Annotated in this window: 9 protein-coding genes; 7 read left to right on the forward strand and 2 right to left on the reverse strand. The window is 52.5% G+C overall.

All coding sequences use genetic code 11. The annotated features are described in order from the left end of the window. Positions 1-46 precede the first annotated feature (46 nt). A complete protein-coding gene (aer, locus tag ACJHW7_RS13150) occupies positions 47-1,567 on the reverse strand; it encodes an aerotaxis sensor receptor Aer (RefSeq protein WP_040234977.1) in 1,521 nt (506 codons plus the stop codon). 417 nt (positions 1,568-1,984) lie between these two features. On the opposite strand from aer, the gene ygjG reads away from it, so the two are divergent. Further along, entirely contained in the window at positions 1,985-3,364 is a 1,380-nt protein-coding gene (gene ygjG / locus ACJHW7_RS13155; protein WP_001297164.1) for a putrescine aminotransferase, read from the forward strand. 41 nt (positions 3,365-3,405) lie between these two features. Here ygjG and ACJHW7_RS13160 read toward each other — a convergent pair whose 3' ends face one another. Beyond that, positions 3,406-3,738 carry a tRNA-binding protein gene (locus ACJHW7_RS13160; RefSeq protein ID WP_000450589.1) on the reverse strand — a complete coding sequence of 111 codons (333 nt, stop codon included), beginning with the start codon at positions 3,736-3,738 and terminating at the stop codon, positions 3,406-3,408. A 218-nt stretch (positions 3,739-3,956) separates the two neighbouring features. Between ACJHW7_RS13160 and ebgR the strand changes: the two genes are divergently transcribed. The 6 genes from ebgR to ygjK all read left to right on the forward strand — a co-directional run bounded on the left by ebgR (position 3,957) and on the right by ygjK (position 13,730). Then, positions 3,957-4,940 carry a transcriptional regulator EbgR gene (gene ebgR / locus ACJHW7_RS13165; protein ID WP_000212464.1) on the forward strand — a complete coding sequence of 328 codons (984 nt, stop codon included), beginning with the start codon at positions 3,957-3,959 and terminating at the stop codon, positions 4,938-4,940. A gap of 183 nt (positions 4,941-5,123) precedes the next feature. After that, positions 5,124-8,216: a beta-galactosidase subunit alpha gene (gene ebgA / locus ACJHW7_RS13170; RefSeq protein WP_040234979.1), complete on the forward strand. Its 3,093-nt coding sequence runs from the start codon at positions 5,124-5,126 to the stop codon at positions 8,214-8,216. Beyond that, positions 8,213-8,662, forward strand: coding sequence for a beta-galactosidase subunit beta (locus ACJHW7_RS13175; protein WP_040234981.1), 450 nt, complete (start codon positions 8,213-8,215; stop codon positions 8,660-8,662). Before ebgA ends, ACJHW7_RS13175 begins: the two co-directional genes overlap by 4 nt. 62 nt (positions 8,663-8,724) lie before the next feature. Continuing rightward, positions 8,725-10,158 carry an amino acid permease gene (locus ACJHW7_RS13180; protein ID WP_001285446.1) on the forward strand — a complete coding sequence of 478 codons (1,434 nt, stop codon included), beginning with the start codon at positions 8,725-8,727 and terminating at the stop codon, positions 10,156-10,158. A 133-nt stretch (positions 10,159-10,291) separates the two neighbouring features. Further along, a complete protein-coding gene (gene ygjJ, locus ACJHW7_RS13185; RefSeq protein WP_000767654.1) occupies positions 10,292-11,362 on the forward strand; it encodes a protein YgjJ in 1,071 nt (356 codons plus the stop codon). 16 nt (positions 11,363-11,378) lie between these two features. Beyond that, complete coding sequence (gene ygjK / locus ACJHW7_RS13190; RefSeq protein WP_040234983.1) at positions 11,379-13,730, forward strand: alpha-glucosidase; 2,352 nt, start codon at positions 11,379-11,381, stop codon at positions 13,728-13,730. The last annotated feature ends 257 nt before the right edge of the window (positions 13,731-13,987 follow it).

The raw sequence follows: 13,987 nt of genomic DNA on the forward strand, positions 1-13,987 counted from the left end.
CGCCGCATCAGGCATTGTGCTCCAACCGCCGGATCCGGCATACCGATTAATGCAGCACCGTCACCGCGTCTTCCAGTCGGCTGGCGCGGTGTTTCACCATCGCCGACACCTGCGCACTCTCTTCCACCAGCTCGGCATTTTTCTGGGTGATGAGGTTAAGCTCATCCACTGCACGGGTCAGGCTGGAAAGACCATCGGCCTGTTCCAGCGTTGAATGGCTAATCTGGGCAATCAACTGGGTGACGTTTTTCACCTGTGCCACAATATCTTCCATCGTACGTCCGGCGGCGTGTACCTGCTGCGAACCGGATTGCACCTTATCAGCACTGGCATCAATCAGCTTGCGAATATCGTTGGCAGCATTGGCGCTGCGGCTGGCTAAATGACGCACTTCCCCCGCCACCACTGCAAAACCTTTGCCCTGTTCGCCGGCTCGCGCCGCTTCCACCGCCGCATTCAGGGCCAGAATATTGGTCTGAAACGCAATATCGTTAATCAGCGAAGTAATGGTGCCAATGCGCTGGGTACTGTCGGCGATATCGTCCATAGTCTTGATCACCGTGGTCATCGCCTCCCCGCCCTGCACTGCTGCATTACTGGCAGTGATTGACAGTTTATCGGCAGCCGACGCCGTGGCAGAGTTCTGTTTCACCGACGCCGCCATTTGGTTCATGGTCGCCACCGTTTGCTGAACGTTATCAACTGTCTGCTGGGTATGTTCGTTCAGTTCATCGGTGCCTTTTGCTAGCGTCTCACTGCCATTTCTGACACTGGACACCTGGCTTGAGACATCGTTAATTAGCCAACGGCACATCAGGCCAAGCTGCCCTACCGCGCGTAATGTCAGCCCCAGCTCATCGCTGCGATTCAGATGCTCAACACTATTACGTTCTCCGGTCGCCACCTTTAGTGCCTGATGGGCAACATTTTCTATCGGGCGCACAATCTGCCATTCAAAACAGGCGCTTGCCAACAATACCACTAACGCACAGAGGATATACGTCACCACCGGGGCAGCAACAAACCAAAGCATGGCCGCCAGCAAGATAAACATCAGGGTTATCACTCCACGCGCCCGCCAGCGAAGCGGTAATGAAGGCAGTTTACCCAGCCAGCCTTTACGCACCACCAGGCCTTTATGAATACGCTTACCGGTACGTCCGGCGTTCAGCGCTTTGTACAGCGGCTCCACCGCCGCGATCTCTTCATCCGTCGCCCGGGTACGAATCGACATATAGCCACTGATTTTTCCCTCGCGCACCATCGGTACCGCATTGGCCCGCACCCAATAATGGTCACCATTTTTGCGGCGATTTTTCACGATGCCGCTCCAGGGCTCCCCTTTTTTCAGGGTGAACCACATATCCGCAAACGCCGCTTTTGGCATATCCGGGTGACGCACCATGTTGTGCGGCTGCCCTTGTAACTCTTGCAAGGTATAGCCGCTCACCTGCACAAAAGTGTCATTAGCATGAGTGATATAGCTTTGCAGATCGGTAGTGGACATCAGAGTGGTATCGTCCGCCAACGGGGTATTTTGCTGGGTGACATACGGATGAGAAGACATGTTCGCGTCCTGTGCAGGTTATATGGTTGTTAACTTCTTGTCAGAGTTTATGTCGGCCCCGCTGCGGTTATCTTTAACCGATTAATTTGATTTAGATCGCAATTTGCGATTAAAGCACAAATCTAATTCGTTGATTTAAAATACTTTCACTCTGTTACTATACGAAAACGTTAATTATCTTGCCCAAAAATCAGGCAATTATTGCCCTGAAAACGTGCATTTGCGCAGCAATTATCAAATCCATACCCGACAAAAACCGTGCAAAATAACAACGAATGTTAACAAATAGCATTAAATATTGCGCAAATGATAACCACATTTGTGTTTATCCCGATTTTCGCGATCGCAGCCGGAGTGGCGCAATCCCTGCAATACTTAAATCGGTATCATGTGATACGCGAGCCTCCGGAGCATATTTTGAACAGGTTACCTTCGAGCGCATCGGCTTTAGCGTGCAGCGCCCACGCCCTGAATCTCATTGAAAAGCGAACGCTGGATCATGAGGAGATGAAAGCACTTAACCGAGAGGTGATTGAATACTTCAAAGAGCATGTCAATCCGGGGTTTTTAGAGTATCGCAAATCTGTTACCGCCGGCGGGGATTACGGAGCCGTAGAGTGGCAAGCGGGAGGTTTAAATACGCTTGTCGACACCCAGGGACAGGAGTTTATCGACTGCCTGGGAGGTTTTGGAATTTTCAACGTGGGGCACCGTAATCCAGTTGTGGTTTCCGCCGTACAGAATCAACTTGCGAAACAACCACTGCACAGCCAGGAGCTACTCGATCCGTTACGGGCTATGCTGGCGAAAACCCTTGCTGCGCTAACGCCAGGTAAACTGAAATACAGCTTCTTCTGTAATAGCGGCACCGAGTCCGTTGAAGCGGCGCTGAAGCTGGCGAAGGCTTATCAGTCACCGCGCGGCAAATTTACTTTTATTGCCACCAGCGGCGCGTTCCACGGTAAATCACTTGGCGCGCTGTCGGCCACGGCGAAATCGACCTTCCGCAAACCGTTTATGCCACTGCTGCCAGGGTTCCGTCATGTGCCGTTTGGCAATATCGAAGCCATGCGCACGGCTCTTAATGAGTGCAAAAAAACCGGTGATGATGTGGCTGCGGTGATCCTCGAACCGATTCAGGGCGAAGGTGGCGTAATTCTGCCGCCGCCGGGCTATCTCACCGCCGTGCGTAAGCTGTGCGATGAGTTCGGCGCACTGATGATCCTCGATGAAGTACAAACGGGCATGGGGCGCACGGGCAAGATGTTTGCCTGCGAACATGAGAACGTTCAGCCGGACATTCTGTGTCTGGCAAAAGCCCTCGGCGGCGGCGTGATGCCGATTGGCGCGACCATCGCCACTGAAGAGGTGTTCTCAGTTCTGTTCGACAACCCGTTCCTGCATACCACCACCTTTGGCGGCAACCCGCTGGCCTGTGCGGCGGCGCTGGCGACCATCAATGTGTTGCTGGAGCAGAACTTACCGGCTCAGGCTGAACAAAAAGGCGATATGTTGTTAGACGGTTTCCGTCAACTGGCGCGGGAATATCCCGATCTGGTGCAGGAAGCACGTGGTAAAGGGATGTTGATGGCGATTGAGTTTGTTGATAACGAAATCGGCTATAACTTTGCCAGCGAGATGTTCCGCCAGCGCGTACTGGTGGCCGGAACGCTCAATAACGCCAAAACGATCCGCATTGAACCGCCACTGACACTGACCATTGAACAGTGTGAACTGGTGATCAAAGCGGCGCGTAAGGCGCTGGCGGCCATGCGAGTAAGTGTCGAAGAAGCGTAGTATCAAATCGGATGGCGATACGACGTCGCCATCCGATCTTTTTATACGACGCGTACGCCCGCAGGCATCATCCGCTCCGGCGTTAACAGCACGCTTTCACTGCCGTCATCGGTTTCCGCACACAACAGCATGCATTCCGACGTTTCACCACGCATTTTCGCTTTTTGCAGATTGCATAAGACCACCACCGTTTTTCCCATCAGCTCTTCTTCGCTGTAGTACGGCACCAGGCTGGTCACGGTTTGCAGCGTTTTTTCCCCCACATCAACCTGTACGATGTACAGCTTGTCGGCGTTTTCATGGCGTTTCACTTCCACAATCTTTCCGACGCGCATTTCCAGACGTGCAAAATCAGCGTAAGCCACGGTTTCCATTGCTTCCTCCCTTCGAGTAAAATTTTACTAAACTATAGCAAAAGTTTTTCTCAATCCTGTAGGCTAAAAATGGAGAATGCAGGCGTGATCACATTCGTGAGCCGCTGTGTTACCGTTACAGCGTCAAAGAAACGCGCTTTATTTACTGAAAACAGGTGACCCGATAAGCACTTCCTCTACAATGGAAGCGTACATCAGGGAAAGTAAAAAAGGTAAACATGGCAACACTAAAAGACATCGCAATCGAAGCTGGCGTATCCCTGGCGACAGTATCCAGGGTCTTAAATGACGATCCGACATTGAATGTGAAAGAAGAGACGAAACATCGCATTCTCGAGATCGCCGAAAAGCTGGAGTACAAGACCAGTAGCGCCCGTAAACTACAGACAGGCGCAGTCAACCAACACCATATTCTGGCTATCTACAGCTACCAGCAGGAGCTGGAGATCAACGATCCTTACTATCTGGCGATCCGCCACGGCATTGAAACTCAGTGCGAAAAGCTGGCGATCGAACTGACCAACTGTTATGAACACAGCGGATTACCAGACATTAAAAACGTCACCGGTATTTTAATTGTCGGCAAACCCACGCCCGCCCTGCGCGCCGCTGCCAGCGCGTTGACCGACAATATCTGTTTTATCGACTTTCACGAACCCGGCAGCGGTTACGATGCGGTGGATATCGATCTGGCACGCATCAGTAAAGAAATCATCGACTTCTATATCAACCAGGGCGTTAATCGTATTGGTTTTATTGGCGGTGAAGATGAGCCTGGCAAGGCGGATATTCGTGAGGTCGCCTTTGCGGAATATGGCCGACTGAAACAAGTGGTACGCGAAGAGGATATCTGGCGCGGCGGTTTTTCCAGTTCGTCGGGTTATGAACTGGCAAAACAAATGCTGGCGCGGGAAGACTATCCGAAGGCACTGTTTGTTGCTTCCGATTCCATTGCTATCGGCGTACTGCGGGCGATTCATGAACGTGGTCTGAACATCCCACAGGATATTTCGCTTATCAGCGTTAATGATATCCCCACCGCGCGATTTACCTTTCCGCCGCTCTCCACCGTGCGCATCCATTCCGAAATGATGGGAAGTCAGGGCGTAAACCTGGTGTATGAAAAAGCCCGCGATGGTCGCGCGCTGCCGCTGTTAGTCTTCGTTCCCAGCAAATTAAAACTGCGCGGCACGACCCGTTAAATCCCCTTACACACTGTCCGGCAGTCGTTTTTGCCGGACAGTGCTGCCGTTTATTTTCGTGATCCAGTTAAAGTAAATGCATTTACCCGCTACTTTTTAGTAAAAATTTTACTAAACTCCCCAGCAATTACACAAACTACCATCACCATGAATGGTTCCGATTTCTCTCTACCGGGAGGCCCTATGAATCGCTGGGAAAACATTCAGCTCACCCACGAAAACCGACTTGCGCCGCGTGCGTACTTTTTTTCATATGATTCTGTTGCGCAAGCGCGTACCTTTGCCCGCGAAACCAGCAGCCTGTTTCTGCCCTTAAGCGGTCAGTGGAATTTCCACTTTTTTGACCATCCGCTGCAAGTACCAGAAGCCTTCACCTCTGAGTTAATGGCTGACTGGGGGCATATTACCGTCCCCGCCATGTGGCAAATGGAAGGTCACGGCAAACTGCAATATACCGACGAAGGTTTTCCGTTCCCCATCGATGTGCCGTTTGTCCCCAGCGATAACCCAACCGGTGCCTATCAACGTATTTTCACCCTCAGCGACGGCTGGCAGGGTAAACAGACGCTGATTAAATTTGACGGCGTCGAAACCTATTTTGAAGTCTATGTTAACGGTCAGTATGTGGGGTTCAGCAAGGGCAGTCGCCTGACCGCAGAGTTTGACATCAGCGCGATGGTTAAAACCGGCGACAACCTGCTGTGTGTACGCGTGATGCAGTGGGCGGACTCTACCTACGTGGAAGACCAGGATATGTGGTGGTCGGCGGGGATCTTCCGCGATGTTTATCTGGTCGGAAAACACCTAACGCATATTAACGATTTCACCGTGCGTACCGACTTTGACGAAGCCTATTGCGATGCCACGCTTTCCTGCGAAGTGGTGCTGGAAAATCTCGCCGCCTCCCCTGTCGTAACGACGCTGGAATATACCCTGTTTGATGGCGAACGCGTGGTGCACAGCAGCGCCATTGATCATTTGGCAATTGAAAAACTGACCAGCGCCAGCTTTGCTTTTACTGTCGAACAGCCCCAGCAATGGTCAGCAGAATCCCCTTATCTTTACCATCTGGTCATGACGCTGAAAGACGCCGACGGCAACGTTCTGGAAGTGGTGCCACAACGCGTTGGCTTCCGTGATATCAAAGTGCGCGACGGTCTGTTCTGGATCAATAACCGTTATGTGATGCTGCACGGCGTCAACCGTCACGACAACGATCATCGCAAAGGCCGCGCCGTTGGAATGGATCGCGTCGAGAAAGATCTCCAGTTGATGAAGCAGCACAACATCAACTCCGTGCGTACCGCTCACTACCCGAACGATCCGCGTTTTTACGAACTGTGTGATATCTACGGCCTGTTTGTGATGGCGGAAACCGACGTCGAATCGCACGGCTTTGCTAACGTCGGCGATATCAGCCGCATTACCGACGATCCGCAGTGGGAAAAAGTCTACGTCGAGCGCATTGTTCGCCATATTCACGCGCAGAAAAACCATCCGTCGATCATCATCTGGTCGCTGGGCAATGAATCCGGCTATGGCTGTAACATCCGCGCGATGTACCACGCAGCGAAGGCGCTGGATGACACGCGACTGGTGCATTACGAAGAAGATCGCGATGCTGAAGTGGTCGATATTATTTCCACCATGTACACCCGCGTGCCGCTGATGAATGAGTTTGGTGAATACCCGCATCCGAAGCCGCGCATCATCTGTGAATATGCTCATGCGATGGGGAACGGACCGGGCGGGCTGACGGAGTACCAGAACGTCTTCTATAAGCACGATTGCATTCAGGGACATTATGTCTGGGAATGGTGCGACCACGGGATCCAGGCGCAGGATGACAACGGCAATGTCTGGTATAAATTCGGCGGCGACTACGGCGACTATCCCAACAACTATAACTTCTGTCTTGATGGTTTGATCTATTCCGATCAGACGCCGGGACCGGGCCTGAAAGAGTACAAACAGGTTATCGCGCCGGTAAAAATCCACGCGTTGGATCTGACTCGCGGCGAGTTGAAAGTCGAAAATAAACTGTGGTTTACCACGCTGGATGACTACACCCTGCACGCAGAGGTGCGCGCCGAAGGTGAAACACTCGCGACGCAGCAGATTAAACTGCGCGACGTTGCGCCGAACAGCGAAGCCCCCTTGCAGATCACGCTGCCACAGCTGGACGCCCGCGAAACGTTCCTCAACATTACGGTGACCAAAGATTCCCGCACCCGCTACAGCGAAGCCGGGCATTCTATCGCCACTTATCAGTTCCCGCTGAAGGAAAACACCGCGCAGCCAGTGCCTTTCGCACCAAATAATGCGCGTCCGCTGACGCTGGAAGACGATCGTTTGAGCTGCACCGTTCGCGGCTACAACTTCGCGATCACCTTCTCAAAAATGAGTGGCAAACCGACATCCTGGCAGGTGAATGGCGAGTCGCTGCTGACCCGCGAGCCAAAGATCAACTTCTTCAAGCCGATGATCGACAACCACAAGCAGGAGTACGAAGGGCTGTGGCAACCGAATCATTTGCAGATCATGCAGGAACATCTGCGCGACTTTGCCGTAGAACAGAGCGATGGTGAAGTGTTGATCATCAGCCGCACGGTTATAGCACCGCCGGTGTTTGACTTCGGGATGCGCTGCACCTACATCTGGCGCATCGCTGCAGATGGCCAGGTTAACGTGGCGCTTTCCGGCGAGCGTTACGGCGACTATCCGCACATCATTCCGTGCATCGGTTTCACCATGGGGATTAACGGCGAATACGATCAGGTGGCGTATTACGGTCGTGGACCGGGCGAAAACTACGCCGACAGCCAGCAGGCTAACATCATCGATATCTGGCGCAGCACCGTCGATGCCATGTTCGAGAACTATCCCTTCCCGCAGAACAACGGCAACCGTCAGCATGTCCGCTGGACGGCACTGACTAACCGCCACGGCAACGGTCTGCTGGTGGTTCCGCAGCGCCCAATTAACTTCAGCGCCTGGCACTATACCCAGGAAAACATCCACGCTTCCCAGCACTGTAACGAGCTGCAGCGCAGTGATGACATCACCCTGAATCTCGACCACCAGCTGCTTGGCCTCGGCTCCAACTCCTGGGGCAGCGAGGTGCTGGACTCCTGGCGCGTCTGGTTCCGTGACTTCAGCTACGGCTTTACGTTGCTGCCGGTTTCTGGCGGAGAAGCTACCGCGCAAAGCCTGGCGTCGTATGAGTTCGGCGCAGGGTTCTTTTCCACAAATTTGCACAGCGAGAATAAGCAATGAGGATCATCGATAACTTAGAACAGTTCCGCCAGATTTACGCCTCTGGCAAGAAGTGGCAACGCTGCGTTGAAGCGATTGAAAATATCGACAACATTCAGCCTGGCGTCGCCCACTCCATCGGTGATTCATTGACTTACCGCGTGGAGACAGACTCCGCGACCGATGCGCTATTTACCGGGCATCGACGCTATTTTGAAGTGCATTACTACCTGCAAGGGCAGCAAAAAATTGAATATGCGCCGAAAGAGACATTACAGGTCGTGGAATATTATCGTGATGAAACTGACCGTGAATATTTAAAAGGCTGCGGAGAAACCGTAGGGGTCCACGAAGGGCAAATCGTTATTTGCGATATCCATGAAGCATATCGGTTTATCTGCAATAACGCGGTCAAAAAAGTGGTTCTCAAAGTCACCATCGAAGATGGTTATTTCCATAACAAATAACAACTACGGCGGCAAAAGGAATTTGCCGCCACCGCTACCCTACTCATTTTCGGAGATGTGTTATGTCTGATACCAAACGTAATACAATCGGCAAATTCGGCTTGCTCTCGCTGACTTTTGCCGCCGTTTACAGCTTTAACAACGTTATCAATAATAATATTGAGCTTGGACTGGCCTCGGCACCGATGTTTTTCCTCGCGACGATTTTTTATTTTATTCCCTTCTGTCTGATCATCGCAGAATTTGTTTCGTTAAATAAAAACTCAGAAGCCGGTGTCTACGCGTGGGTAAAAAGTTCGCTGGGCGGACGTTGGGCATTTATTACTGCCTATACCTACTGGTTCGTAAACCTGTTCTTTTTCACCTCGCTGTTGCCGCGCGTTATTGCTTATGCTTCGTATGCCTTCCTCGGCTACGAATATATTATGACGCCGGTTGCCACCACCATTATCAGTATGGTGCTGTTCGCCTTCTCCACCTGGGTTTCCACCAACGGGGCGAAAATGTTGGGGCCAATTACCTCCGTCACTTCAACGCTGATGCTGCTGTTAACGCTCTCCTACATTTTACTGGCAGGTACGGCGCTGGTTGGCGGCGTACAGCCTGCTGACCCCATCACCGTTGACGCGATGATCCCGAACTTCAACTGGGCGTTCCTCGGCGTTACCACCTGGATCTTTATGGCCGCAGGTGGCGCGGAGTCCGTCGCTGTGTACGTTAACGACGTCAAAGGCGGTTCGAAATCGTTCGTTAAAGTGATCATCCTCGCCGGGATTTTTATCGGCGTACTGTATTCCGTCTCCTCGGTGCTGATTAACGTCTTCGTCAGCAGCAAAGAGTTGAAATTTACCGGCGGATCGGTGCAGGTATTCCACGGCATGGCGGCGTATTTTGGTCTACCGGAAGCGTTGATGAATCGCTTTGTCGGTCTGGTGTCCTTTACCGCAATGTTCGGTTCCCTGCTGATGTGGACCGCAACGCCGGTGAAAATTTTCTTCTCCGAAATCCCGGAAGGCATCTTTGGTAAGAAAACCGTCGAACTTAACGAAAACGGCGTTCCGGCGCGCGCAGCGTGGATCCAGTTCCTGATCGTCATCCCGCTGATGATTATCCCGATGCTCGGTTCCAATACCGTGCAGGATCTGATGAATACCATTATTAATATGACCGCCGCAGCGTCCATGCTTCCGCCGTTATTCATCATGCTGGCTTACCTGAATTTACGCGCCAAATTAGATCACCTGCCACGTGATTTCCGTATGGGCTCCCGCCGCACCGGTATTATCGTTGTTTCAATGCTGATTGCGATATTTGCCGTAGGGTTTGTCGCTTCGACATTCCCGACTGGCGCGAATATTCTGACCATCATTTTTTATAACGTCGGCGGTATTGTTATCTTCCTCGGCTTTGCGTGGTGGAAATACAGTAAATATATAAAGGGATTAACGGCTGAAGAGCGCCATATTGAAGCGACGCCAGCCAGCAATGTTGATTAAGCAGAATAATAAAAAATGAGCAGGCATTTTCCCTCTTCCTGGATGGGGAGAGGGAAAATAGTTTCTGCCTTTATATTTTTATAATTACAACGATAAAAGGCTGTACTTTTTCTTTAGCTCATGGATTAACACAATGAAATTAATCACTGCACCATGCAGAGCATTACTTGCTCTGCCGTTTTGCTACGCCTTTTCTGCGGCAGGAGAAGAAGCACGTCCGGCAGAACATGACGACACAAAAACACCCGCAATTACCTCGACATCTTCTCCTTCATTTCGTTTTTACGGTGAATTAGGGGTTGGTGGATATATGGATTTAGAGGGTGAGAATAAACATAAATACAGCGACGGCACCTATATTGAAGGTGGCCTGGAGATGAAGTACGGCTCCTGGTTCGGCCTCATTTACGGCGAAGGCTGGACCGTGCAGGCCGACCACGACGGTAATGCCTGGGTGCCTGACCATAGCTGGGGTGGTTTCGAAGGTGGGATTAACCGTTTCTATGGCGGTTATCGAACCAATGATGGCACCGAAATCATGCTCAGTCTGCGTCAGGATTCCTCGCTGGATGACCTACAATGGTGGGGCGACTTCACACCCGATCTGGGCTACGTCATTCCCAATACCCGCGACATTATGACCGCGCTGAAGGTGCAGAACTTAAGCGGCAACTTTCGTTATAGCGTCACCGCCACACCTGCCGGACATCATGACGAAAGCAAAGCATGGCTACATTTTGGCAAGTACGATCGCTACGACGACAAATACACCTATCCGGCAATGATGAACGGTTACATCCAGTATGACCTTGCCGAAGGCATCACCTGGATGAATGGTCTGGAAATTACCGACGGCACAGGACAACTCTATCTCACGGGCCTGCTTACCCCTAACTTTGCCGCTCGCGCCTGGCACCATACCGGACGCGCCGACGGGCTGGACGTACCGGGAAGTGAAAGCGGGATGATGGTGAGCGCCATGTATGAAGCGTTAAAGGGCGTTTATCTCTCCACCGCTTACACCTACGCCAAACATCGCCCTGACCACGCTGACGATGAAACCACCTCTTTCATGCAGTTTGGTATCTGGTACGAATATGGCGGCGGACGTTTCGCAACGGCTTTTGATAGCCGCTTCTACATGAAAAATGCCTCTAACGATCCCAGCGACCAAATCTTCCTGATGCAATATTTCTACTGGTAATAAGGACTGTAATTTCATGAAAATCAAAACTATTTTAACGCCAGTAACCTGCGCTCTGCTGATAAGTTTTTCCGCCCATGCCGCTAACGCCGACAATTATAAAAACGTGATTAACCGTACTGGTGCGCCGCAGTACATGAAGGATTACGATTACGACGATCACCAGCGTTTTAATCCGTTTTTCGATCTCGGAGCCTGGCATGGTCATCTGTTGCCAGACGGCCCTAACACTATGGGCGGTTTTCCAGGCGTTGCGCTGCTGACGGAAGAGTACATCAACTTTATGGCCAGCAATTTCGACCGCCTGACCGTCTGGCAGGACGGCAAGAAAGTCGACTTCACGCTGGAGGCATACAGTATTCCCGGCGCGCTGGTGCAAAAACTGACAGCAAAAGATGTGCAGGTCGAAATGACTCTGCGCTTCGCCACGCCGCGCACGTCACTACTGGAAACTAAAATCATCAGCAATAAACCGCTGGATCTGGTGTGGGATGGCGAACTGCTGGAAAAACTGGAAGCGAAAGAAGGGAAACCGCTTTCCGATAAAACCATTGCTGGCGAATACCCTGACTACCAGCGCAAAATCAGCGCCACCCGTGATGGCCTGAAAGTCACCTTTGGCAAAGTGCGCGCCACCTGGGATCTGCTGACCTCCGGTGAGTCAGAATATCAGGTGCATAAATCCCTGCCAGTGCAGACTGAAATCAACGGTAATCGCTTTACCAGTAAGGCGCATATCAACGGGTCGACGACGCTCTATACCACCTACTCCCACCTGCTGACCGCTCAGGAAGTTAGCAAAGAGCAAATGCAGATCCGCGATATTCTGGCGCGTCCGGCGTTTTACCTCACCGCCTCGCAGCAACGCTGGGAAGAGTATCTGAAGAAAGGGTTAACCAATCCGGATGCGACGCCGGAACAGACGCGCGTCGCAGTAAAAGCAATCGAAACGCTCAACGGTAACTGGCGTTCGCCTGGCGGGGCGGTGAAATATAACACCGTTACACCGTCGGTGACCGGGCGCTGGTTCTCCGGCAATCAGACCTGGCCGTGGGATACCTGGAAGCAGGCGTTTGCGATGGCGCATTTCAATCCGGATATCGCCAAAGAGAATATCCGCGCGGTCTTCTCCTGGCAGATCCAGCCAGGCGACCGCGTGCGTCCGCAGGATGTAGGCTTTGTCCCCGACCTGATAGCGTGGAACCTTAGCCCCGAGCGTGGTGGCGATGGCGGCAACTGGAACGAACGTAATACCAAACCCAGCCTTGCCGCCTGGTCGGTGATGGAAGTGTATAACGTCACCCAGGATAAAACCTGGCTGGCAGAGATGTACCCGAAACTGGTGGCCTATCACGACTGGTGGTTACGTAACCGCGATCACAACGGCAACGGCGTGCCGGAATATGGCGCGACCCGCGACAAAGCCCACAACACTGAGAGCGGCGAGATGCTGTTTACGGTGAAGAAAGGCAACAAAGAAGAGACGCAGTCTGGGCTGAACAACTACGCCCGCGTGGTGGAGAAAGGCCAGTACGACAGTCTGGAAATTCCGGCACAGGTTGCTGCATCGTGGGAATCGGGGCGTGATGATGCCGCCGTCTTTGGGTTTATCGACAAAGAACAGCTGGATAAATATGTCGCAAGCGGCGGCAAACGTAGCGACTGGACGGTGAAATTCGCCGAAAACCGCAGTCAGGACGGAACGTTGCTGGGGTACTCGCTATTGCAGGAGTCGGTGGATCAGGCCAGCTATATGTACAGCGATAACCATTATCTGGCGGAGATGGCAACCATCCTCGGTAAGCCAGAAGAGGCCCAACGCTATCGCCAGTTGGCACAGCAGCTCGCGGACTACATCAACACCTGTATGTTCGACCCGACTACCCAGTTCTACTATGACGTGCGCATTGAAGATAAACCGCTGGCGAACGGCTGCGCGGGCAAACCGATTGTCGAGCGCGGTAAAGGGCCGGAAGGCTGGTCGCCGCTGTTTAACGGTGCGGCAACGCAGGCCAACGCCGACGCGGTGGTGAAGGTGATGCTCGATCCTAAAGAGTTCAACACCTTTGTCCCGCTGGGAACGGCAGCGTTAACCAACCCGGCCTTTGGCGCGGATATCTACTGGCGCGGGCGCGTATGGGTGGATCAGTTCTGGTTTGGTCTGAAAGGGATGGAGCGTTACGGTTATCGCGATGATGCCCTGAAGCTGGCGGATACGTTCTTCCGGCACGCCAAAGGGTTAACCGCCGATGGACCAATTCAGGAAAATTACAACCCGCTGACAGGCGCACAGCAAGGCGCACCGAATTTCTCCTGGAGCGCCGCACATTTGTATATGTTGTATAACGATTTTTTCCGTAAGCAATAATTTGCAACGGCTGGCGGATGCGGCGTAAACGCCTTATCCGCCCTACATGTTCGTTCCCGTAGGCCGGATAAGACGCGACAAGCGTCGCATCCGGCATCTGCACCGCGCCACTGGCGGATGCGGCGTGAACGCCTTATCCGCCCTACATGTGCAATCCCCCTGGTCGGATAGGACCCGGCAAGCGTCGCATCCGGCGTTACCACCGGGCGTATTCTTTTTGAATCCCATCACAAACCCCGCACTCCCCTTTTCCCTTT

The sequence above is a fragment of the Escherichia sp. WS1152 genome (assembly GCF_046487665.1).
Taxonomy (GTDB): Bacteria; Pseudomonadota; Gammaproteobacteria; order Enterobacterales; family Enterobacteriaceae; genus Escherichia; species Escherichia coli.

Excerpts from the sequence above, each read along its gene's own strand:
- aer (WP_040234977.1), bottom strand. The coding sequence starts at position 1,567 with ATGTCTTCTCATCCGTATGTCACCCAGCAAAATACCCCGTTGGCGGAC.
- ACJHW7_RS13160 (WP_000450589.1), bottom strand. The coding sequence starts at position 3,738 with ATGGAAACCGTGGCTTACGCTGATTTTGCACGTCTGGAAATGCGCGTC.
- ebgR (WP_000212464.1), top strand. The coding sequence starts at position 3,957 with ATGGCAACACTAAAAGACATCGCAATCGAAGCTGGCGTATCCCTGGCG.
- ebgA (WP_040234979.1), top strand. The coding sequence starts at position 5,124 with ATGAATCGCTGGGAAAACATTCAGCTCACCCACGAAAACCGACTTGCG.
- ACJHW7_RS13175 (WP_040234981.1), top strand. The coding sequence starts at position 8,213 with ATGAGGATCATCGATAACTTAGAACAGTTCCGCCAGATTTACGCCTCT.
- ACJHW7_RS13180 (WP_001285446.1), top strand. The coding sequence starts at position 8,725 with ATGTCTGATACCAAACGTAATACAATCGGCAAATTCGGCTTGCTCTCG.
- ygjJ (WP_000767654.1), top strand. The coding sequence starts at position 10,292 with ATGAAATTAATCACTGCACCATGCAGAGCATTACTTGCTCTGCCGTTT.
- ygjK (WP_040234983.1), top strand. The coding sequence starts at position 11,379 with ATGAAAATCAAAACTATTTTAACGCCAGTAACCTGCGCTCTGCTGATA.